Here is a 23,390-nt window from a genome sequence, read left to right on the forward strand (position 1 = left end):
AGGCAGACATAACAACTATGCCTTGTTTAAAACAAAAAAATGTTATTTCAGGAAGAAATGCTATGTCGAAATTATGGATGTACTCTACCCTCATGCTCTCTGGTTCAGTGTGGGCTGGCAATTTTATTGACAACAGTTCAGTAGAACTCACCACACGAAATTTCTATTTTGACCGCGACTACCAAGAGCAATCTGCTTACCCTGCTGCCAAGGACTGGACACAAGGGTTTATTCTCAAAGCCAATTCAGGTTATACCGAAGGGACTGTTGGTTTTGGGCTGGATGTGCTTGCAACAGCAGGCTTTAAACTCGATGCCGACGCACAACATGGAGGTACAGGAAACTTACCTAGAGACACCCGCACCAATGAACCTGCTGACTCTTATGGGGAAATTGGGGTCACAGCAAAAGCCAAAATGAGCCAAACCGAGCTACGCATTGGTACGCTCATGCCAATGAACCCTGTTTTAGTGGCTTCACCCGCTCGTTTGCTTCCTCAAACCTATCGAGGAATTTCACTGACCAGTAAAGATATTAAAGATTTCGACTTACAAGCAGCCTACCTCTATAAAGTGAATCATCGTGATTCGACCAACTATGAAAAAATTAAAATTTCAGGGGTGAATGGACGATTTAAAAGTGCCGAAACTGATGGGCTTTATTATTTAGGTGGAAACTATCAGTTTAATCCTGCACTGAAGCTCACCGCTTTTTACATGGATGTTGATGATCTTTATAACCAGACTATGGTCGGTGCCTTACACCAACACAAAATTAATGACACCACAAACTTTAGCTCACAATTACGTTACTACCGCAGCCGAGATGACGGACAGGCGAAAGCAGGCTTAGTCGATAATGACCTTTATCATGCGCATTTCGAACTTAAACATCAAAACCATAAATTTATTTTTGGAACCTTCCAACATCACGGCGACACAGCTTTTCCATATTTGACTGGCGGTGAAACCGGACTTCTTATTGATACATGGCCGGGCGAGTTTTTAAACCCTAAAGAAAAAGCCTATAGCTTCCGCTATGAATATGACTTTAAAGATTATGTACCGGGTTTACGTTTTATGACCCGTTACACCACAGGTCATAATATTTATGCACCCAACTTAGGCGGAACCAATTTAAAAGAACGCGAAACAGACTTTGATTTAGGCTACACCGTTCAAAGTGGCTGGTTAAAAAATCTAGGGCTACGTGCGCGTTATGCCATTTATGACAACAACATGCTCTCTACAGCGAACATCAAGCCTGTAAACGAAACTCGTATCAACATCGACTACACATGGAAATTTAAATAATTCAAAACAAGAGGTTCTGTCACATATAGAACCTCTTTTTATTTCGGGAAATTCATCATGAAGAAAGTTGTAACGCTACTCTGCGGAATTTGTCTCATTAGTCTGACTCATGCCGAAACGCAATATAGCCCGCCACCTATTCAGCTTGAGCCTTTAGCAAAATTTAGTGTTGATCTAAATGCACCTGTTTGGGAGTTAGGCACCACCAGTGATGTAGGTAAACGCCGAATTATTCCCATTACAGGTGGGACATTCGAAGGCAAATCCCTTAAAGGCCGCATTTTAAATAATGGCGCAGATTGGCAAATTGTCGACAGTAAAGGGCTGGCCATTATTGATACGCGCTATTTGTTAGAAACCGATGACGGTGCACTCATTTATCTTCAAACCAAAGGTTACCGTCATGGTTCGGTAGAAACGCTAAAGCAGCTTGCCCAAGGCAAAGATGTCGACCCGAAAAACTACTATTTCAAAATTACCATGCAGTTTGAAACCAGCTCCCCTAAATATGCATGGCTTAACCAGACCGTTGCGGTAGGTAGTGCAATGCGTTTGGGCAAAGCGGTTATTTATGATGCCTATACCCTGAAATAATAATTTTTATAACACACTACAAAAAGGATGGAGCCTTCATTATGGATCAAAGAACTTTAGAACACTTACCACCCATCCATCACCATTTGGGTGGACACAATATTCATTGGAATGAAAAAAATACTGAACTCACCATCCACTACACAGCGCTAGAAAGCTTTACCAATCCACGCGGCACCGTTGAAGGCGGCATGATCTGCGCCATGCTTGACGACGTAATGGGGCTTTTTGCATATCTCGCCAATGACCGTAAACCAGCCACCACCATCAACTTAACGATGGATTTTTTAAGACCCTGTGCTGTGGGTGAAGTCATTACAAAATGCCGATTCATTAAACAAGGCAAAACCGTACTGAATCTCGAAAGTGAAGCTTGGCAAAACAACAAAATGATTGCAAGAAGCACAGCTAATTTTCTGGTTTTAGATTAATTGCAAACATTCATTCAATAAGGATATGAATAAATGAATTACACCAACAAAAAACGTTTTTGGACCCAATCAACCTTATTGTTTGCCATTGCAGCAATACTGGTGGGCTGTGGTAATGACAATGACAGTACAACATCATCACCAACACTCCCTAAGCTTACTCCTGCTGTTGGTGTAAAAATGACAGGAAGCTGTTCAGACTTACTTGGATTTCAATACAACAATACAGTCATTAGCTCAGCTACTCTTCAAGAAGCAGGTACTTTGACTGTCGCCAACAAACCGATTAGCGCTCATTGTTTAGTCAGAGGTTATATGGACCAACGTGTAAGCCCGATCGATGGGCAAACTTATCAAATTGGTTTTGAAATGCGCTTACCAATAGACTGGAACGGCCGTTTCCTCTATCAAGGCAATGGCGGAACCGATGGTAATTTAGTCCCTGCAACGGGTCAGGTCGGCAGCGGTGGTCCACTGACCAATGCCCTACATGATGGTTTTGCTATCATTTCTTCCGATGCCGGACATAATGCTTCACAAAATCCAATGTTCGGTTTAGACCCTCAAGCCAGAATTAACTACGGCTATGGAGCAATTACCAAACTCACGCCTATGGCAAAAAATCTAATTAAAACAGCATATGGTAAATTGCCAGACCGCTCCTATGCAGGTGGCACATCTAACGGTGGGCGTCATGCCATGATTGCTGCAACCCGTTTGGGTGACCAATATGATGGAATCTTGGCAAGCACACCAGGTTTTCATTTACCTCGTGCGGCCGCGGCTCAACTCTATACAGCGCAGCAGCTTCGTCGTGTCGCAACAGATGAAAATGACCTAAGTACGGCTCTTACTCTTTCGGAACGCAAAGTATTAGCAAAAGCGATTTTAGATCGATGCGATGCCTTAGATGGTGTTGCAGATGGCTTGGTGCAAGATGTCGAAGCTTGCCGTACAGCTTTTGATATTCACAAAGATGTACCCGTTTGCTCAAGCACAAGAGATGGTACTTGTTTAAGCACCGAACAAATTGATGTATTAGCCAACATTTACCGCGGCCCTGTAAATTCGGCTGGACAAGCGCTCTATGCAACCCAGCCTTTCGACCCCGGTTTAGTTGGCAGTAACTGGGCAAGCTGGAAATTTGAATCTTCGGTGGGAACAGCACGTGACCCCGTTGCAGTCGGCATTCTTTTTCAGGTTCCACCAGACCCAACTGTGACTCAAAACTCTAGACAATTTGCCTTTAATTTTAACTTCGATACCGACTATCCAAAACTATCGGCAACTAATGATATATACACCGAAAGTTCGATGTCATTCATGATGCCACCTGATGAACTCAATCTAGATAAACTCCGTAATCACGGTGGAAAAATGATTGTGGTACAAGGCACAGCAGACGGTGTTTTCTCTGTAGATGACACCCAAAATTGGTACGATCAACTGCTACAACACTATAAAAATGATGCAAAAGGTACAGCACCTGAATTTGCACGTTTCTTTAGAGTTCCGGGCATGAACCATACCCGTGATGGCATTGCGACCGACCAATTTGATGCATTGACTGCTTTAGTCAACTGGGTGGAATATGGGCAAGCCCCTGACAAAATCATTGCGACTGCACGCGGCGCAGGTAACTCGAGTGGACAAGTGAATACTGAGCTTCCACAAGACTGGGCGCCAGACCGCACCCGTCCACTTTGTCCTTACCCACTGATTGCCCGTTACAATGGTCAAGGTGATAGCGAAAAAGCCGAAAATTTTAGCTGTAAATAGCACCCTAAAAATTAAAAGAGAGCTGACCTAGGCTCTCTTTTTTTATTTTAATAAATATCACTATTGAATCATTATCAAATGATATTTCATCCAATGCCTACATCGCTGCTAAGATAACACCGAAAGCCAAAAACTCATTTCGATATGCAAAATCAGACTGCTCCAAATCTCCCCTCCACTCAACTTGGAAAAGCATTGCTTTGTCTTATGACATCGGCATTATTATTTTCCATTATGGGTGTGTGCATTCGTTTTGCTTCACAAACGGTAGACAACGCGACCGTCGTATTTTTTAGAAATGCTGTAGGTTTATTTATTTTTATTCCGATGCTGTTTAAACAGGGCTTAGACTTCGTTAAAACCGATAAACTCTGGATGCACACTTGGCGAAGTCTAGTCGGTCTTGCAGCAATGTATGGTTTTTTCTATGCTATTGCGAACTTAAAACTATCAAATGCCATGGTTTTTAGTTATTCATCTCCTATCTTTATTCCACTGATTGCATGGCTTTTCTTAAAAGAAAAAATTACCAAATCGATGATTTTTGCCGCAGTTATGGGGCTCATTGGAGTTTTATTTGTCGCTAAACCCGACCAAGGTTTATTTAACGCACTATCTTTTATTGGCTTGGGTGCATGCTTTTTATCAGCAATGGCCTTTGTCACCGTAAGAGCTTTAACCAGTACAGAGCCACCTGAGCGTATCGTTTTTTATTTCTGTATTTTTGGTAGTTTGATTTCCTCTATTCCAATGTTCTGGCATTGGCGTATTTTCACTTGGCACGAATTAAGCCTACTGATTGCCGCAGGACTTTTAGCAAATATAAGCCAACTGTTTATGTCTTATGCCTATAGCTTAGCACCGGCAGGACAAATTGGCCCAATGAATTACATTGCTATTATTTTTGCAGGAATATGGGGATTTGTTTTTTGGCACGAATTACCGGATCTATTCAGCATTATCGGTATATTTATTATTTTATTTGCGATTTTGCTCTGTAATCCATTTTTGCAGAAAAAATTACTTTCTCGATTTAAATAGCGACAAACCTTATTCTAATTTAGGTACTGTATTCGATAATCATTTGGTGAAATGCCTGTCCAGTGACGATAGGCTTTTCTAAAATTAGAGGTATCTGAAAAGCCAATTCTCTCAGCAATTTCATCTACGGTTAAAGTTGTTTCTCGCAAATATTCATCGGCAAGACGGCGCCGAGTTTCATCTAATAATTCTTGATAAGTCAGACTAAAACCTGCCAAGCGCCGATGTAAGGTACGCTTTGACATATGTAAGCGTTCAGCCATTTCTTGAGCAGATGGGAAAAGCCCTGTTCCATCCAATAATATTAAACGGATTGTTTTCACCAACTCAGGCTCTTCAAGTTCAGCAGCACCTAGCATCCGCTCACAAAACGACTTACACATATCAGCGGTAATCGGGTTGGCATTTGGACAAGGTACATCGAGCCACTTTAAATCAAAGTGCCATTGCATCACTCCAGCATTAAACTGAACAGGACAATGAAAGACTTTTTCATATTCTTCTGCATAGTCAGGCGCTGGATAGGGCAACAAAAGCTTCTTGGCTTGAAATGGTCCTTCAAGCACACGTTCAATTAAGGTTTGCATGGAGCTAAACCAAAACTCGCACACTAAAGGCAGAAGCTTACCAAGTGCAATAATGTCCTGCCCTTCAAAAATCGCAGCATTATCTTGAATATAAAAAGACTTCTTTAAAATAGGCCCTGCAAGCTTAATGTGTCGAATGCCAAGCTCTACTGCTTGTCTAAAATTACGCGAAGAATATAATGCGTAGCCATACACTCCAAAATCTGACAACCGCTGCTTTTGCCCTGCACGTAAACCAATGAGCGGATCATGAGATAGCTTTTGAATATTGTGAAATAGCTGAATTTTTTGAAACTGAGAAATATATAAAGAGGATTGGTTCAACGTATCAGGTGAAATATTTGTACCAGCTAAAACATTTGATATTGAATGGCCTTGCAAACCCATTTCATCAAATAAACTGGTCAAACCCAGCAAATATGTATTAGCACCTAAGGATGTATTATCATAATTTCCTTCGATAACACTATTTGCATTTTTATAAAGATTATTAGGCATTTAACTCACACCATCCCTAGAGTGACGTGCATAATGGCACTAAACTACCTCTTGTTGTCTCAATTTAACATCGACCATACGACGCTTCAAGCATAAAGTATGATAAGCAAAAGTATGGAAGGAACAATAATGGAACACTCCACTTTAAAAGAATATAGCGGCTCTGCCACTGAACATATGGAACTTATTTTTTCCAAACAACGTGCCAATTTTGAGGCAGATCCATACCCAACTCTTGAAGCACGCCGCACAAAACTGCATCAACTCAAAAAACAAATTATTCGTTATCAAGATGCTTTGGCTGCTGCGATTAATTCTGACTTTAGTTCAAGATCACTTGATGAATCTAAACTACTCGATTTGCTTGGCTCAGTGTTAGAGGCTGATCATGCAATTCATCATTTACGCCGCTGGATGCGTCCAAGTAAACGCCGTACTGAGCTTTTATTTTTATCAAACCGTTTAAGTGTGCAATACCAACCTAAAGGTGTGGTTGGTGTGATTGTGCCTTGGAACTTTCCCGTTTATTTAGCACTTGGCCCGCTCATTGCCGCTTTGGCTGCGGGCAACCGAGTCATGATTAAGCTGCCTGAAATTACCCCAAATACCAACGCAATGCTACGACGCATGCTTGCTGAAGTCTTTAATGAAGATGAAGTAGCCGTGTTTGGTGAAGAAATTACAGATCCAGCAAGATTTACTTCGTTGCCATTTAACCATATTGTCTTTACTGGCTCCCCGACTATTGGCAAAGTCGTCATGCGAGCGGCGGCAGAAAATCTAACCCCTGTTACGCTTGAGTTAGGTGGTAAATCACCTGCAATTGTCAGCCGTAATTACCCACTTGCCGATGCAGCAAAACGTATTACGCATGGTAAAGCGACAAACAGTGGTCAAATCTGTGTAGCACCTGACTATGCATTGGTTCCAAAAGAGAGTATTGATGAATTTGTGGATGCTGCAAAATCAAGCTTTATAAAAATGTTTGGTCAAAACATCGCATCTAATGAAAATTACACATCAATTGTAAATGACCGCCATTTAAACCGCATTCAAGATATTTTGACCGATGCACAAGAGAAAGGTGCCCGCATTATTCCTTGCGACACTTATAGCTTTGACCAACAAGGTCGTAGAATGCCTGTACAGATTGTGCTGAATTGCACACCAGATATGCGCATTATGAAAGAAGAACTCTTTGGCCCTATTTTACCTGTGGTTGCATATGATTCTTTAGATGATGCGATTACTTATGTGAAATCGGATGAACGACCTTTAGCACTTTACTTCTTTACACATAGCTCAGTAGAACGTGATCGTATTTTATGTGAAACTCATTCGGGTGGTGTGACCATTAATGATTGGGGTTGGCATGTAGTTAACCATGATGCTCCTTTCGGTGGTATCGGAAACTCAGGCATGGGGTCATATCATGGCGAAGAAGGCTTCCGTGAACTTTCTCATGCAAAAACTGTATTTATACGTCATCGGTTTTTCCCGACTCAGCTTTTCCACCCTCCTTATGGAACATTTCTTCAAAAATTAGCGATTCGCTTTTTCTTGAAAAAAGGCGATCCAAATATTAAATAAGGATGATAAAAAAGCCTCGTTATGAGGCTTTTTCCAACTTTAGAAAATATCTTTTAATGAGTACTTTTAATTAGCACTTCAAAAAGAAGACTCCATCCATCAATTAATAGAAAAAGAAGTAATTTTATAGGTAATGAAATAGTCACTGGTGGAACCATAATCATGCCTAAAGACATAAGTATAGAAGCAACGATAATATCTACAATTAAAAAGGGTAATAAAATTACAAACCCTATTTGAAAAGCAATCTTGAGTTCACTCAACATAAAAGCAGGTATTAATTTAATTGGTGAAATAGCAGCTATATCATTTGGAAGTGAGGACTTGGACAGCTCATAAATTAATTTAATATCTGATTGATGAGTTTGAGTAATCATGAAAGCCTTTAAAGGTTCCCACGATTTCATAAAAAAGTCTTGCAATGATATTCTGTTTTCAAGATAAGGTTGAAAGGCTGTATTATTAATTACTTCAAATGAAGGGCCCATCACAATCATCATCAAGAAAAATGATAATAAGATTAATACAATATTGGGTGGAGTTTGTTGCAATCCTAAAGCTTGCCTCATGATTGACAATACAATTACATTTCTAATAAATGTAGTTGTCGCTATCATTGCTAGAGGAATAAAGCTTAAAAGTGTTAAAGAAACAAATGTTGATGTAGGATTCATTAAGTTAGCTATATCAACTTGCTTAGAACTTTCTTGAGCAAAACAACTTATGCTTAAAAATGAACTGAGCAAAGCGATTAATACTTTACTTAATGATTGATTATACATTAGTGCTCTGCTCATCATTTGAGACTTTATTTTCAATGCATTTAGGAACATGTGTAACAGAAACTTTTTGATCTGATTCAACAATAATCACATCATAATCTATTTTATCATAGATATATAAAGTGGTTTTCGAAGATATTTTTTGGACTTCCAATTTACGATTAAGCACTGAATTTAGCTCAAATTTTGAAATAATTTTCTTTTTGAAAAAAAATAAAATTAAATAAGTAGCTAACAATAGTATTATCGTAATTCCCAATACATATAATATATATTCAGAGGAAATTATATTGTCTTGCTTAAACATCATATCAAAGACTATTTACTATTTCAGTAACTTGAAAACCCAATACATCGTCAACAGCAACAAGCTTTCCATATGCGATTAAACGATCTTTAAGATAAAGCTTTAAAGGCTCTTCAACTGACTGATCCAATTTAACGGTACTACCTTGTTTCAAATTAAATAAATCACTTACAGTTAACTTCACACTCCCCACTTCTACAACTAATTCAACTTCGACATGATCTACTATAGATAGTTTATTTTCTAATAAGTCCTTAGAGCTTTCACTATTCTGCCCATCTAAACTAGGTAAATTTATATCATTGATCTGTGTTGTCACTGTCTATTTCTCTTCTTTGGATCTTAACAAAACTGCTAATTGATTTTCTGATTGCCCTAAAAAACCCACAGCCACTTCCTTATCTCCACTCATTACATTGAATGGATCAACAATTGAATGTTTCGATTTAATAACATCACCTACTTGTAAATCAATAAAGTCAGTTATTGAAAGTTTATCTAATGGAAAACTAATAGATAATGAAGTAACTTCATTATTAATAGTAACGGGGTTTAAAATATTATCTGCAACTAATTGATCTAACAGCTTATTATTTTTAAGCATATTAGAATCCAATATTAATTCAACACTACCAAAATCTAAATTAATTTCAATAACAACAGGAATTCCCAAAAACTTTATATCTGTTATATTTTTCAATTCAGCAATATCCTTTTTATTATTATCAATTTTATATAATAAATCAGATATTGCATTCTCAATTAAAAAATTTGATATATTATCTAAAGGAAGACAACTTCCTATTTCTCTAAAAAAAAACTTCAAAAAATCATTTGGGCTTTTTACTAAAAAAAATACTGAATTTATTTCATCTATAGCAAAAACGCCATTATTAGCTACAAGACTTTTATAATAATCAGAAAAGTTTTTAAGAAAAATCGTTGGTTTCTTTTCACGCTCTATCCAATCTTGACACCAATTATAAATTGGCTCGTTAATCTTATTAATTAACTGCTCTTTTTGTTTCTTAGTTAAAAAACCTAAAGCATATTGCATCTTAGCCACCACGAGATGAATTATATAGTTGCTCTAACATTTCATTAGCCACATTCATCACTTTTGAACTAGCTTGATATCCCCTTTGAATAATTAAAATATTACCAAACTCCTGTGCTAAATCGATATTAGCTAATTCAATATATCCACCTTGTATTTTTCCAAAATATTCTAAATCAGGTTTACTATATTTGACATTTATATTTTCAGGTTTATGAAAAAAGGCATTTTGATCTTGCACAAGTTTTGTTTCATCAGAAAAGTTAGCTAATCCGACAGCTTGATTTGTTTTTTTCTTCTGACCATTATTGTAACTTAATTCAAGAACACCATCTTCACCAAAATTATAGCCTACTATACCAGCTCTAGGCCCTCCATCAGTCGCTGTAGCTTGTATATTACTACTACCAACTGAAACTACACTAACTCCACCTAAATCTAGCTTTATCTTTTGCTTACCACTATCAAAATCTAGATCAACATCTAAAAATTGTTCTTGTACAGTCCCAGCTAAAGTAAAACTTATGACCCCTGTATTTAATGTTTTATTATTCTCATCAATTACGGTATATGACCATTTACTACCTACGGTTGTTGTGCCGCCAGTTTGTTTTTCAAAATTAACAGTTAACTTTCTTAAAGAACCTGTTGCATCATAAATATTAACATTACTTAACTTATACGGAGTAGTCTCAGATGTACTTAAGGTTCCATTAATATCAAGTATAGTAGTTTGTGCAGGTGGCAAAGATAAATAATTATTTATATTAATCTCAACTAAACTTGCTCCATCAAATCCCATAACATGGTAAGTACCAGACTGATCAACTAAACTACCCTTTTCATCAAATTTAAATTGACCAGCTCTTGTATAAAAAACATCTTGTTTAGAGTCCTTTAATATAAAATATCCTTTACCATTAATATATAAATCTGTTTGATTACCTGTTTGTTTGGAGTCACCATTTTTTGTTCTAGTACTTGTACCCTCATAACTCACGCCCAAACCTGAACCATTATTATTTTCAACATCTTTTAAAAAACTATCTTTGCCCTTATATCCAGGTGTATTCATATTACTAATATTTTGAGAAACAGTATTTAATTGAGTAGAAAATGCAATTAAACCACTTACACCATTAAAATGTGCTTGAGTCACTTATATCACCTTACTGTTTTAATTTGTGATAGTTTTATATCGGTCAAAAAATTACCATCTGCTTGTTTTACACTAATTAATGAACCTTCAGGTGAAAAATTAACAGCTGAAACTGTTCCTGTTATATTTGCACCACTATTAGTAACAATTTCCACCTGCTTTCCAATAATACCTAAAGATTGTAAGGTTGCATTAATAGAAACTAGATTACTAATATTATCGTTTGTAAGCCTAGCTTGCTCTAAGTTTGTAAATTGAGCCATTTGAGCTAAAAATTCCCTATTATTAATAGGCTCAAGCGGATCTTGAAAAGTAAGCTCTGTCATAAATAGCTTTATAAAATCATTTTGACTTAAATTACTTCGACTTACTTCACTACTTGCAGTATTTAAACTATTACCAAGAGCATCTATTGCCATAATTATCTCTTTAGGTTTTAGACCAAATCATCTTTCCGTTAAGCCATATTCTATCAATATTATCAGGTAGTTGTCTCTTAATATTTTCTAAAAGCTCAGTTTGATCACCATCATAATCTCTTATGAATATCTCAGAACTTGTAAGAATAATATTTTTTTTAAACAACAATGATGAAGTAAATACTGTCTGCTTGACAGAAGCATTGAATTTCGATATATGATTTTCCATAAATATATCTTCATTTTTTGAGGAAAAATCTATTTTTGTATCAGGTCGATCTAATCTTAACGTTTTGCTTATAAAGTTATTTTCTCTATTCTCATATGACTCATAAGATAAATCTTCATATTGAACTAATAAAGAATTGCACTTTTGATATGAAATATTATTTCCAATACTATTCAAATAAGATAAATGGTTGACCGCTGTTTTACCAAAATCATAAATTTTAGAGAAATTCATCGTCTTTTTTTCGATATTATTTTTTTGGGTAGTAAGTTTTTCATTTTTTGCATTATCATTAAAGTCTCCCTTAATATCTTTTAAAAAATCACTACTTTCCTTTTTTCGTTTTGGGGCAATACTTGACCTTTCCCCTTGTTCATCGTAAATTGTCTTTAAACGATGATCAAAATTAATATTTTCCATTCTATTTCTCTCAAATATCTTCAAAAAGTATATTTAATTCATCTTTTTCAATAGCATCTTTTAGATGATCAACTTTTCTTTTATGAAGAACCAACGCATCTAATCTTTTATTTAACAACTCGTACAAAGCAATACTAGCTTTGTCACTCTCAATATAAGCATTATATTTTTTATTGATTACAATAAAATTTTCTTCATAAATTTGACTATCTAATGTAAGACCAAATTTTTTTTTAAGTTCAGAAAAGTTTTCTAATAGACCTAAATATTCATATTCATTATTTTTTTTCATGGAATCTAATTTCAACTTTCTTTCCTTCAACTCTCCCACTTCTATTTTTAGTGCCATATATTGATGCTGAAGAATTTTCATTATTTCTTTTCTTTTCTTTAAATTGGAAACTATTGTCATTTTTCTTCACCTAAAGAATCAATTTTAGTGATAATATTTTGCATTCTTAACCAGACACTATCTGGTTTTATACGCTCATTCTCCAATTGAATTAAAGTTTCATCAACTTCTGGTTTATATTGAATAATACAATCGAGTAGCTTATTTTGCCCTGACTGATATGCACCAAGTTGAATCATATCAGAATATTCATTATATAAAGCCAAGTATTTCTTTAACTGTGCAATAAGTTTTTTTTGCTCATTCGTATGTAAAATGCTAGATAATCGACTAATACTTTTCAATACATTGATTGCAGGAAAATGCCCTTTATCAGCTAAGGTACGATCAAGAATAATATGACCATCTAAGATAGATCTCATATGATCGGATATAGGTTCATTATAATCATCCCCCTCGACTAAAATAGTATAAATTGATGTTATCGAACCTTGTCCTAGTAAAGCTCCTCCTCTCTCGACCAAAGGGGGTAATTGAGAAAAAACCGAAGCTGGATATCCCCTTAATCCAGTTGGCTCAGAAGCAGCTAAACCTATCTCTCTTTGAGCATAAGCAAATCTAGTAATAGAATCCATTACCAAGAGTACATTAAAACCTTTTGCTCTATACCAATCAGCTACTGTAGTTGCCGTATAAGCAATAAATCTTCGGAAAACAGCTGGCTGCTCTGCTGTAGCGACATATATAATTGATCTTTTAAGACCTTGCTCACCCAGTACATTAGAAATAAAGTCTGTAACCTCTCTTCCTCTCTCTCCAACTAAAGCAACAATAATCACATCTGCAGTTGCATATTTGCACAACATACCTAATAAAGTACTTTTCCCTACTCCACTTCCAGCAAAAATACCTATCCGTTGCCCTATTCCAATTGGAGTAAATAAATCTAGTGCTTTAACCCCTGTATTTAATTTTTGAGTAATAGGAACTCGGTGTAATGGATTTATTGGTACTAAGTTTTTGGAGATAAACTCTACATTTTCCGGTAAAGATTTACCATCAATTGGATTTCCTAAAGCATCTAAAACTCTACCACGCATATTGAGACTAACAGGAATTTGAATTGTTTTTTTTGAGGATATAATTTTACAATTAAGATTTAAACCATGAATATCACCAAAAGGCATTAAAGTAAAAGATTGTTCACCAACAGAAATTACTTCTGCAAACATATTATTCAATTTATTAGGATGAATAATTTCTACAATTTCACCAATACTAACATTTAAGCCAATTGCTTCAATGCTCACACCTTTAATTTCCTTAACTTTTCCTGAAGATTGCAAAAAGGAAGAGGTATTTAATTTTTTAAGAATATTATCGACAATATTATTTATACTATCAGTCATTTAATAATTGCCTAACTTTATCAAATTGCTGTTTAATCCCGATATCCAACATAGATTCTTTTAGATCAATTGAATACTGACCAGATATTAAAGAATTATCTTTCTCAACGACTATATTATAATTTACTAGAAAAACATTTTCAGAAATAATTTTTTTAATTAGCTCATACTCATGTACATTAACTTTTAAGGTAAAACCCTCCCCCAAATTATACTCAACCAAAGCTTTCTTTATAATTTCTGCAATAAAACCCTCATGTTCAGTCAAATCTATAGTCATTTTCTTTAAGATTTCATCTATAGTTTTTATTACAATAAGTTCTAAAGATGAATTTAAAACCTCATTTTTCTTTGTAAATTCAACAATACACGAAGTTAGTGAATCTATTTTTGCTTTAAATTGACTTTCCAGTAACAACATTTTTTTCTCATGAATATCTTTTAGTCTTGCCTTTTCAAGTTCAACGACTTTTTTATATTCATCCGCATATTGTCTTTTTAAAATAGATAATTCTTTTTCTACTAAATCTTCCACTTGTTCTTTTTCTGTTGGTACAACATTTTTTATTTCCGCAACTTTTAAGATTTCTTTTGGAGTGATGACCTTCTCAATTATAGTACCTAAAGTGACTTTTCTATCACTTTTTATCACTTTCTGTAATCTAGCTGATACATCACTATCATTCATATATTACTTTCTCATAAAAATAGTTAGTCAAAGAAGCCTTCATTTTAGGTGCCAACTCAAATTCATTAAATATTTCTTTATATTTAATATATTCTCTGTAATAAGCATGATCTTTTTTTAAAGATATTTCTGAGAAAAGATTATCATCAATCAAAGCACACCAAACTGGAGATATATTCTGTATCATTTTATCTAATAATACAGAATATGAGTCACAGTCTTTCAAATCAGCTTCAATATAATCCTTAATGAATAAATTTTTAGAATCGATGCCAAGAGATTGAACTTGTTGTAATAGTTCATCTAATTTTTCGACTTCAGAATCATTTAAGTTTAGACGGATTTTTTCTTGCTCATTAGAAGTTAGACTAGAAAATCTTAATATCCAACTGCGTAAAGCAATATCTTTATCTTTCATCTAATTTTTACCCAACCAGTATTTTAAATTAACTAGAATTTTCTCTCTTTCTTCATCTGACAAGGAGTCAGTTTCAATTTCGCCTTTGATTGGAGTTTTGCGTAAATACTTTAAAATTAAAAATAGAACTATCATTCCTAAAGAAGAAATAACAATAATCATAAATGGTGATAGATTACTTTCAACTATATCATTTTTTTCATTATTAACTTTTAATAATTCACTTTTTGGCTTTTGATCAGATATGGGTTGTACAGGAACCATACTGCTAACCAAAACTAAACGATCTCCACGTTTTTTATCAATACCCAATCCAGCCTCTAGAACTTGTTGAATATTCTGTAATTGTGTAAAGTCTAATGTATTCGGAACAATAACACCTACATTGATATTACTAATTCTTTCTGAACCATATTCAATTTCTGAAATTTCTTTACCAATGGCATATTCATTATCTTGTGAACTATCCTTTTGAGAAGAATTTGTATTTTCTCCCCCTAAAGTAGTTGAAGAGCTTTCTTTCTTTTTTAACAATAAGATTCCAGCATCAGATAAAATTGGTTTTTCACGTACTACTTTTCTTTTGTCAAAATTTACTTGAACATGCGCAGAGACACTGACTTTATTGATATTAAAAGACTGGTATAAGATATTTCTTACTTTACTTTCTATTTTTGCTTCTAAATCATCTGAACGCTTCAATGAAGAAGAAGTATTTAAATTATTACTAATAATTTCTCCTTGTTGGTTCAAAAGTACAACATTCTTAGCTTCCAATCCATTAACAGCAGAGGAAACTAAATTTTGAATTCCTTCAACAGTATCTTTGCTTAACCGATTATTATTTAAAGTTTCTATAACCACAGATGCCTTAGCTGTAGCTTTATCCACCTCATATATTTTATCTTTTTCTGGTGTCAGATGGACTCTAGCATATTTCATTCCATCCATAGTCATAATAGAACGTGCTAATTCACCCTCTAAGGCACGTTGAAAGTTAATTTTTTGAGCAAAATCAGACATACCATAATCAGTTTCATTAAACAATTCAAAACCAACCGTATCTGGATTACTTAACCCGCCCTTATCTAAAGCGATTTTTGCTTCACCAACTTTGCTTTCTTCCACTTCAATTGTATTATTCTTAATTACATATGGAATATTTGATGTAGATAAGATATTAATAACATTTGCCTGAATATTTTTATCATTTTGTTGTAATAAAGGCACATATGTTGGTTTCAAAAACCACCAACAAGCACCAATAAAACCGACAATAATAATGCATAGTCCGCTTATAAAAAAAACGGATTTTTTACCCCAGAAATTCATCTCTTTCTTACTCAAATTAGTTGCTTAGATTTGCATACGTGTAATTTCTTGATAGCTTTCAACTAACTTATTTCTTACTTGAACAGCAAATTGAAACGATAGTTTTGCATTTTCCATAGCAACCATAACGTCGTGTACAGCTATATTTTCACCTGCTGCATATTTCATTACTTTATCAGTTGCATTTTGATACAAAGCATCATTTCGATTCAGAATATCTAAAAAGCTTAAATGTTTTGGTTCCATAGAAGAAACAAAAGAGCTTTTTAAAGTTGGAAGTGATGTAACTTTATCGAAGCTTATTGGTTCAAGACTATACATTTACTTATTTTCCAATCTCATATGCTTTAGTTGTCATATCTTTAATCGTATTAAAAATACGAATATTTGCATCATATGCTCTGCTTGCAGAAACTAAGGTAGCCATTTCTGTCGCTGTATTAACCTCAGGATAAAACACCATTCCCATTTTATCAGCTAAGGGATGACTAGGTTCATATACACTTTTAGTATTAGCGTTCGGTATACTTTCTATATGAATACTATTTTGTATATCATTTAAAAAAGACAGATTAGTTTTCACATGCAAGACCGAATTTGCTTTTTTATTAGGTAAAGCAACATTAGCTATTGCCATATTATAACTTGCAGCTTCAACTCGAGCCTTTTCATGCTTTAAACCAAATGAAACAATGTCTTGAATAGATAAATTGGAAGAAAATTGCATTACACTTCTTTTCCTTGTATGACTAATTGCATTAATCCATAATTCCTATTTAACATTTCAGCGATACCTTGATAACGACCACTTGCTGAAACTGCTTCAAAAGTTTGTTCATCTAGCTTTATTAAGCTTTTAGGGATATTAGATTTATATCTTTCAATATCTACTTCATTATAATCTAAGTTATGAGTTGATATATCTTTTAATAAACGTTTATAGTCAAAATTTATTCCTTTTTTATCTACTAAATTAAAACTTGCAATATTTGTCGATGCAACTTTAACTCTCATATCTTGTATATTCATAGCACTTAAAAGTGTATTGCTAATACTGCTAATATCATTCATTTAACACCTCTATTGAATCACTAAGTCAGCATTTAAAGCACCAGCATCTTTAATTGCCTGAATAATTGTAATCATATCTCTCGTATTTAAGTGTATTTTCTGCAAAGCTTGAACTAATCCAGCTACTGTTGCTCCCTTAGGCAGAGATACAAAATTGGCTTTTTCCTCTGTTACTTTTAGATCTGTTTGAGGAACAACTTCTGTTGAAATATTGCTATTATAATTTCGTCCAATAAAGTTTGGTTGTGAAACTAAATATTCTGTATCTACTTTAATATTTAAATTGCCTTGTGAAATATTAACTTCTCCAATACGTACATTTGCTCCAGCAACAATTGTTCCCGTTTTCTCATTAATTACAATTTTTGCCACTTGATCTGGTTCTACTTCTAAACGTTCAATATTTGCAATGAGATTTGGTATTGGAGTGTAAGGACTAACAAAAATTTCTATCTTTCCCGCATGTACTACTTTTACGTTCATTACACCTTGACGAGATATAACCTGAGCAATTCTATTTGCGGTTGTATAATCAGGTTGATTTAAAATAAGTACCAACTTATCTTGAGGTAACTCATTTTCTACAGTTTTCTCCAAATATGCTCCTTTGGGAATACGTCCAACTGTTGCATGATTTTTTTGGAAAGAATTTCCATTAGCTTCAAAAGCATAACCTCCAGTAGCTAGTGGCCCTTGAGCTAAGGCATATAGTTTATTGTCAGGCCCATATAGCGGAGTTAATATTAGAGTACCTCCCAACAAACTCCGAGCATCGCCTATAGAAGATACTTCTACATCGAATTTATCACCTACTTCGCTAAATGGTGGCATTTTCGCAGTTATCATCACGGCTGCTGTATTACGCGAATTCAAATCATGTTCATTAATATTGACATTGAAATGCTTCAATGTATTTACTAATGCTTGCCTAGTTGTACTATTTCGATCTGAGTCGCCACTTCTAGCCAACCCCACAACTAATCCATACCCAATTAATACATGCTCTCGATTATCTTGTACGCGAACTAAATCTTTTAATCTAACTATATTTCCAGCAGCAATAGCAGCATTTAAACTAACTAAAGCAATTAAACCAATTAATATTCTTTTCATATTAATCTTAACCAATGAAAAAGCTTATAAAAAACACTTAACTTTTGAGCATCATTTGCTACACCTTTACCATTAATTTGAATTTTAGCATCGGCTAAACGGTACGAATAAATAGTATTATCATAGCTAATATCATCTGGTCTTACATAACCACTTACTTGAATAAGCTGTTTATCATTATTGATAATAGCTTCTTGGTTACCTATTACTTTTAAATATCCATTTGCTAGCTTTTCTACAACTTGCACAGAAACAACTGTTTTTAATTGGCCTTGTCTTGATGTATTACCCTCACCACTTGCGCCGCCTTCCATTCCGAGACCAGCATCTGCCTTAGCAGTTAGAGTGTTTGCCGAAAAAGATAAATTTGTTTTATTCTTGGCATTAGTACCTACTGATGACTTGGCTGAAGTAGATTCAGCCACAAGAACAGTCAAGATATCACCAACATTAATTGCACGCCTATCACTTGTTAAAGCTTGATAACTCTCAGTATCAATTAAACTAGTTTGTGCAAACACATGATGTGTAGTTAACAAGATACTCATCATAAGAACAATTTTATTAATCAATTCTAACTGTTCCTTCTTTTATAACTGTAGCTCTAATGAGCTGATTGTTAATGGGTAAACGTACACTCACTTTTTCCAAATACTGCCCAAATTGTTGTGCTACACCTTTTGTTTCAATTACAACATTATCAGCAACTACAACAACCTTAACTGATTGATTCCTAGCAACCATAGGAGCCACCTTTAAATTCTTTTTTAGAATGGGAGTATTAATTTTTACTGCTTCACTAATCCATATATTTTCATCAAACGGTCCAACAGCTAACGCCTCCTTAGTTACCTTAAATTTAATGAGATCAACATCTTCATAATTTATTTCAACTTGTGAAAGTAACTGATTACGCATCGCATTTTGCTTAAATACCCAAGCTTTAATTTTAATTTCTGGACGAAACCATAAGATTTTTAACTTCTGTGTATCACTCTTAGGATCACAATCGATTACTTCAAACCCGACTCTAGGCTGATAAATAGAAGTGATAAGCTTAAGTTGAGAATACGAATGATTAGAAGCATTAAATAAGGGAAATAGCTGAGATGACAACTCACTATCACTTTCTATTTTTTCTGAGACTAATCTATTCGCATTTACAATAAGTTGTTCATAACTTGAATGTAAACATGCCTTTGTAGAACTAGAAATAATCAATAAAAATATAAGCGATAGCCTAAAACCCATTCTAACGTCTCAAATTATTAATTGTTTCCATAATTTGATCTCCCGCTTGTAATACTCTTGCATTTAATTGATAGGCTCTCTGCGCCATAATTAAATTAGAAATCTCACTCACTAAGTCAACATTTGACATTTCTAAATGCCCTTGTAAAACCGTCCCCATACCTTCTGTATTCATTTCGCCATATTGTGGCTCACCGCTTAATTGTGTCGGTAAATATAGACCATTACCCATTTTTTTAAGCTGACTATCATTATTGAAATTTACCAACTCTATTTTACCGAGTTCTAACTCTTCGCCCGTACCGATTACTTTACCACTTAAAATACCATTCGCAGACAATTTCACACGCTCAACATCAGGTGGAATACGAATATCTGTTGTTAGAACTTGACCATTTGCTAATGCAAGTTGGCCATCGGAATTCACATGGAACTGCCCAATTCTAGTATAGGCTAAACTTCCATCAGGTTGCTCAATTTCAAAGAAACCCTTACCTTGTATAGCGAAATCATAAGGCTGATTTGTGGTTTGCACATCGCCATTTTTAAAATCAGTATAAGTATTCTCCAAAGAAACACCGATGCCTTGCTGAGATACAGTATTATTAATATTGTTTGTAGCAATAAGGTTAGAAAATTGAGCAGTTTCTTTTTTATACCCCATAGTTTGCATATTTGATATATTGCTAGAAATCGTATCTAACCATTTTTGATGCGCTGCTAATCCAGAGTTTGCAATACTTATTGCGTCAATCATCTTATTTTCCTAATTGATTAATACCACTATCTAACAAATTATCGTAAGTGTTTACAGCTCTTTGTAAGCTTTCAATATGCCGAGATAATTCCATAATTTTCACCATATCTTGGCTCATTATCGTATTTGACTGCTCTAATTTCCCCTGAAATATTTGATACTCATTAGAGTCTATTTGTCTTACTTGCGAAGCTGAATATAAGGCATTACCCTCTGCCTTAATATCATTACTTTCAGCATGCACTACTAAAATTTGGTTTAATATTATATCATTATTTAAACCATGCATATAACCTTTATTATCAACTTTTAATGAATCTAAATCTTTTTCATCAATAATAATTGGCTGTCCTTCTTTACCTAAAATAGTTAAACCTTGTTGCGTTAATAAGTAACCCTTTTTATCAACTTGAAAATGTCCATCACGCGTTATTAAAAAACCATCCTTATTCGAAGCGACAAACCACCCCTTACCTGATAATGCAAAATCTAGCGCTCGATTTGTATTTACATATGATCCATTGTTTGAATTAATATAGGATAAAGTCTGCCTCTGCTCTATATCAGAAAAAGTTCTATTATTTGATAATGGCGATGCTAAGGTACTAAACACTCCTTCGCTTCTATAACCAACCGTATTAACGTTTGCTGTATTCTGTGAAACCGTTTTTAAAGCATTAAACTCTTGCTGAATAACTTGAGACAATTGCATAATCGGATCTGTCATGCGCTCATCTCCATTGCATGAAATTCTGGAATAGAAATAATTCCAGCTGAAGAAACTTGCACATACTGCCCCAACTCAGAAATCGACAAAACTTCCACATGCGGAATGGCTCGTGAGATCATGGCACGAAGAGGTCTACGAATAGAAGGTGAACACAATAAAATTGGTTGCACATTATTTGCTAATTGTTTTTCTGTTTCTTCTACAATCCCTCTAAGAAATTTATCAATATATTGCGGAGGTAAGATACTTTCATTATTTACACGCACCATAGCCAACATATGACTCTCAATTTCAGGAGCAATTGTCATAACCTGTAAATTTCCATCGCTACTCAAGAATTTCTCATAAATAATAGACCCTAATCTTTCTCTAACTTTTTCAGCTAAATCCTCAGGTACTTTATTAATACGCCCAATATCAATAAGTACTTCTAAAATTTTCTCCATATTTTTTATACTTACCTGCTCTTTTAACAATAACTGTAAGACACGCTGAATATCAGAATAAGTTAGAACAGATGGAATAAGTTCATCTAACAAGGTTCCCATACTATCTCTATGGAGTTGTATTAATTTTTCAGTTTCTGCTCGTGTTAGAAACTCACTTAAATAGCGTTTAATAATTTCTGATAGATGGGTCACAATTACAGTCTCTGGCTCAACAATAGTAAACCCTAAGGTACGTGCTTGTTGTTTCTGAGTATCTTCAATCCAGAGTGCAGGTAATCCATAGGTAGGCTCCTTAGTTTCATCTCCTTGAATACTACTCATCGAAGCATTGCCAGAATTAATCGCTAAAACCTTTAAAAAGTTGACACTCCCCCTTGCCACTACAGCACTATAAATGAGAATTTGATAATGATTTTCTGCTAATCTTTTATCTACATTAATCGATAACTTAGGCAGAAAAACACCTAAATCCAATGAAAGCTGTTTCTGTAAACTAGCATATCTTTGAGTAAGAGAACTTGCATTATCCAAAATAAAAGGCTCTAAATTGGCACTTACTTTTAACTCAAATGGAGCAGGCTTTAGAGTATTTAGATCTTTTTGCTCTAATTTCCCTTGTTCAGTTTCATTTTCGCCTGCATTACTGTTAATTTGATTTTTCTTATTTTTAATAGAATACCAAACCGCTACTGCTAATATTATAAGCAACATTAAAATTGGCAAAACCGGTAGACCAGGCAAAAACAGCATTAAAATTAACGCTACACCAACCACAATGATCGTTTGAGGATAAGCAAAAAACTGATTACCTAATGCTTGACCTAATTTAGTATCGGTAGCTGCACGTGTAATAATAATACCTGCAGCAACTGAAATTATTAATGATGGAATTTGGGTAACAATTCCATCACCAATTGTTAATAGTGAATAGTGCTGTAAAGCTTCAGACCATCCCATGCCTTTTTGAAGCATACCAATCGATAGTCCACCGATAATATTAATAATGATGATTACAACACCTGCTATCGCATCACCTTTAACAAATTTAGAAGCACCATCCATAGCACCATAAAAATTTGACTCTTGCTCTAATTGATGTCTACGTAACTTTGCCTCATCTGAATCAATTAATCCCATATTTAGATCAGCATCAATACTCATTTGTTTACCAGGTAATGAATCCAAAGTAAATCTAGCTGCAACTTCTGCAACGCGCTGAGCACCGTTAGTGATAACAATATATTGAACAATAATTAAAATAAAGAAAACAACAAAACCGACTACTAGATTCCCAGCCACCATATAGTTACCAACGGCAGCAATTACTTTACCCGCATCAGCATGATCTAAAATCAAGCGAGTTGATGAGATATTTAATGCTAAGCGAAATAGTGTTGTAATGAGCAGTAACGATGGGAAAGTTGAGAAACTTAGCGGTTTTTCTGTATCAAGTGCTAATAACAAAATAATTAAAGCTACTGTAAAATTTGTTAATAACAGAAAATCTAGTAACCACGTAGGTACTGGAGTAAATAGTACCAATAAAATACCTATTACCCCAATCACTAATGCGAGATTATAAAACTCGAATTTCAATTTATTTTTATCAATCAT

General features: G+C 34.6%; 28 protein-coding genes. 6 read left to right on the forward strand and 22 right to left on the reverse strand.

The genetic code is table 11. The features are described from left to right. The first annotated feature begins 62 nt into the window (after window positions 1-62). The 5 genes from ACS604_RS16880 (at window position 63) to ACS604_RS16900 (ending at window position 5,158) form a co-directional block, all read left to right on the forward strand. Window positions 63-1,313 carry an OprD family porin gene (locus ACS604_RS16880; protein ID WP_474772317.1) on the forward strand — a complete coding sequence of 417 codons (1,251 nt, stop codon included), beginning with the start codon at window positions 63-65 and terminating at the stop codon, window positions 1,311-1,313. A 57-nt stretch (window positions 1,314-1,370) separates the two neighbouring features. After that, window positions 1,371-1,907 (forward strand): DUF3237 domain-containing protein, encoded by a 537-nt coding sequence (locus tag ACS604_RS16885; RefSeq protein WP_474772318.1) that lies wholly within the window; start codon window positions 1,371-1,373, stop codon window positions 1,905-1,907. 41 nt (window positions 1,908-1,948) lie between these two features. After that, window positions 1,949-2,338, forward strand: a complete 390-nt coding sequence (locus ACS604_RS16890; RefSeq protein ID WP_474772319.1) for a PaaI family thioesterase — start codon at window positions 1,949-1,951, stop codon at window positions 2,336-2,338. 33 nt (window positions 2,339-2,371) lie between these two features. Further along, window positions 2,372-4,117, forward strand: coding sequence for a tannase/feruloyl esterase family alpha/beta hydrolase (locus ACS604_RS16895; RefSeq protein ID WP_474772321.1), 1,746 nt, complete (start codon window positions 2,372-2,374; stop codon window positions 4,115-4,117). A 144-nt stretch (window positions 4,118-4,261) separates the two neighbouring features. Then, a complete protein-coding gene (locus ACS604_RS16900; RefSeq protein ID WP_474772323.1) occupies window positions 4,262-5,158 on the forward strand; it encodes a DMT family transporter in 897 nt (298 codons plus the stop codon). Window positions 5,159-5,172: 14 nt separating this feature from the next. Here the strand turns inward: ACS604_RS16900 and ACS604_RS16905 are convergent, their stop codons facing one another. Then, entirely contained in the window at window positions 5,173-6,243 is a 1,071-nt protein-coding gene (locus ACS604_RS16905) for an AraC family transcriptional regulator (protein ID WP_474772324.1), read from the reverse strand. 129 nt (window positions 6,244-6,372) lie between these two features. Here ACS604_RS16905 and ACS604_RS16910 point away from each other — a divergent pair, with 129 nt between their 5' ends. Continuing rightward, window positions 6,373-7,833, forward strand: a complete 1,461-nt coding sequence (locus ACS604_RS16910) for a coniferyl aldehyde dehydrogenase (protein WP_353156999.1) — start codon at window positions 6,373-6,375, stop codon at window positions 7,831-7,833. Between the two features lie 53 nt (window positions 7,834-7,886). Here the strand turns inward: ACS604_RS16910 and fliP are convergent, their stop codons facing one another. Genes fliP through ACS604_RS17015 form a run of 21 tightly spaced genes read right to left on the reverse strand, consistent with a single transcriptional unit; the run spans window position 7,887 to window position 23,390 of the window. After that, window positions 7,887-8,615 carry a flagellar type III secretion system pore protein FliP gene (gene fliP, locus ACS604_RS16915; protein ID WP_312824111.1) on the reverse strand — a complete coding sequence of 243 codons (729 nt, stop codon included), beginning with the start codon at window positions 8,613-8,615 and terminating at the stop codon, window positions 7,887-7,889. Next, on the reverse strand, window positions 8,608-8,925 hold the full coding sequence (locus ACS604_RS16920; RefSeq protein ID WP_199988246.1) for a hypothetical protein: 318 nt from the start codon (window positions 8,923-8,925) through the stop codon (window positions 8,608-8,610). Before ACS604_RS16920 ends, fliP begins: the two co-directional genes overlap by 8 nt. Window position 8,926: 1 nt before the next feature. Next, the gene (locus ACS604_RS16925; RefSeq protein WP_174760114.1) at window positions 8,927-9,241 is read right to left on the reverse strand and encodes a FliM/FliN family flagellar motor switch protein; all 315 of its coding nucleotides are present in this window, start codon (window positions 9,239-9,241) and stop codon (window positions 8,927-8,929) included. A 3-nt stretch (window positions 9,242-9,244) separates the two neighbouring features. Continuing rightward, a complete protein-coding gene (locus tag ACS604_RS16930) occupies window positions 9,245-9,979 on the reverse strand; it encodes a FliM/FliN family flagellar motor C-terminal domain-containing protein (protein WP_474772325.1) in 735 nt (244 codons plus the stop codon). A 1-nt stretch (window position 9,980) separates the two neighbouring features. Beyond that, window positions 9,981-11,138, reverse strand: a complete 1,158-nt coding sequence (locus tag ACS604_RS16935) for a flagellar hook-basal body complex protein (RefSeq protein WP_353156991.1) — start codon at window positions 11,136-11,138, stop codon at window positions 9,981-9,983. A gap of 5 nt (window positions 11,139-11,143) precedes the next feature. After that, window positions 11,144-11,557 carry a flagellar hook capping FlgD N-terminal domain-containing protein gene (locus ACS604_RS16940; RefSeq protein ID WP_005299414.1) on the reverse strand — a complete coding sequence of 138 codons (414 nt, stop codon included), beginning with the start codon at window positions 11,555-11,557 and terminating at the stop codon, window positions 11,144-11,146. 10 nt (window positions 11,558-11,567) lie between these two features. Further along, window positions 11,568-12,206 carry a hypothetical protein gene (locus ACS604_RS16945; protein WP_312825243.1) on the reverse strand — a complete coding sequence of 213 codons (639 nt, stop codon included), beginning with the start codon at window positions 12,204-12,206 and terminating at the stop codon, window positions 11,568-11,570. A gap of 10 nt (window positions 12,207-12,216) precedes the next feature. Next, the gene (locus tag ACS604_RS16950) at window positions 12,217-12,618 is read right to left on the reverse strand and encodes a hypothetical protein (protein ID WP_312825244.1); all 402 of its coding nucleotides are present in this window, start codon (window positions 12,616-12,618) and stop codon (window positions 12,217-12,219) included. After that, complete coding sequence (locus tag ACS604_RS16955; RefSeq protein WP_353156986.1) at window positions 12,615-13,967, reverse strand: FliI/YscN family ATPase; 1,353 nt, start codon at window positions 13,965-13,967, stop codon at window positions 12,615-12,617. Before ACS604_RS16955 ends, ACS604_RS16950 begins: the two co-directional genes overlap by 4 nt. Next, window positions 13,960-14,655, reverse strand: a complete 696-nt coding sequence (locus ACS604_RS16960) for a FliH/SctL family protein (protein WP_474772328.1) — start codon at window positions 14,653-14,655, stop codon at window positions 13,960-13,962. Before ACS604_RS16960 ends, ACS604_RS16955 begins: the two co-directional genes overlap by 8 nt. Beyond that, a complete protein-coding gene (locus tag ACS604_RS16965) occupies window positions 14,648-15,073 on the reverse strand; it encodes a hypothetical protein (protein WP_312825248.1) in 426 nt (141 codons plus the stop codon). Before ACS604_RS16965 ends, ACS604_RS16960 begins: the two co-directional genes overlap by 8 nt. Further along, complete coding sequence (gene fliF / locus ACS604_RS16970) at window positions 15,074-16,420, reverse strand: flagellar basal-body MS-ring/collar protein FliF (RefSeq protein WP_474772330.1); 1,347 nt, start codon at window positions 16,418-16,420, stop codon at window positions 15,074-15,076. It lies immediately after the preceding gene. Window positions 16,421-16,429: 9 nt separating this feature from the next. Further along, complete coding sequence (fliE, locus tag ACS604_RS16975) at window positions 16,430-16,726, reverse strand: flagellar hook-basal body complex protein FliE (RefSeq protein ID WP_474772331.1); 297 nt, start codon at window positions 16,724-16,726, stop codon at window positions 16,430-16,432. A gap of 4 nt (window positions 16,727-16,730) precedes the next feature. Continuing rightward, window positions 16,731-17,132: a flagellar basal body rod protein FlgC gene (locus ACS604_RS16980; protein ID WP_005299439.1), complete on the reverse strand. Its 402-nt coding sequence runs from the start codon at window positions 17,130-17,132 to the stop codon at window positions 16,731-16,733. Further along, complete coding sequence (locus ACS604_RS16985; protein WP_474772333.1) at window positions 17,132-17,476, reverse strand: hypothetical protein; 345 nt, start codon at window positions 17,474-17,476, stop codon at window positions 17,132-17,134. The genes ACS604_RS16980 and ACS604_RS16985 overlap by 1 nt, the downstream gene beginning before the upstream one ends. A 9-nt stretch (window positions 17,477-17,485) precedes the next feature. Next, on the reverse strand, window positions 17,486-18,589 hold the full coding sequence (locus ACS604_RS16990) for a flagellar basal body P-ring protein FlgI (protein WP_474772334.1): 1,104 nt from the start codon (window positions 18,587-18,589) through the stop codon (window positions 17,486-17,488). After that, entirely contained in the window at window positions 18,586-19,161 is a 576-nt protein-coding gene (locus tag ACS604_RS16995) for a flagellar basal body L-ring protein FlgH (RefSeq protein WP_005299448.1), read from the reverse strand. Before ACS604_RS16995 ends, ACS604_RS16990 begins: the two co-directional genes overlap by 4 nt. Next, complete coding sequence (locus tag ACS604_RS17000) at window positions 19,154-19,840, reverse strand: flagella basal body P-ring formation protein FlgA (protein WP_474772336.1); 687 nt, start codon at window positions 19,838-19,840, stop codon at window positions 19,154-19,156. Before ACS604_RS17000 ends, ACS604_RS16995 begins: the two co-directional genes overlap by 8 nt. A gap of 1 nt (window position 19,841) precedes the next feature. Next, a complete protein-coding gene (locus ACS604_RS17005) occupies window positions 19,842-20,597 on the reverse strand; it encodes a flagellar hook-basal body protein (RefSeq protein WP_192835036.1) in 756 nt (251 codons plus the stop codon). Window position 20,598: 1 nt separating this feature from the next. Next, entirely contained in the window at window positions 20,599-21,324 is a 726-nt protein-coding gene (locus tag ACS604_RS17010; RefSeq protein WP_474772337.1) for a flagellar hook basal-body protein, read from the reverse strand. Then, on the reverse strand, window positions 21,321-23,390 hold the full coding sequence (locus ACS604_RS17015) for a flagellar biosynthesis protein FlhA (protein ID WP_474772338.1): 2,070 nt from the start codon (window positions 23,388-23,390) through the stop codon (window positions 21,321-21,323). Before ACS604_RS17015 ends, ACS604_RS17010 begins: the two co-directional genes overlap by 4 nt.

It is taken from the genome of Acinetobacter sp. Li1LvA2 (assembly GCF_056156705.1).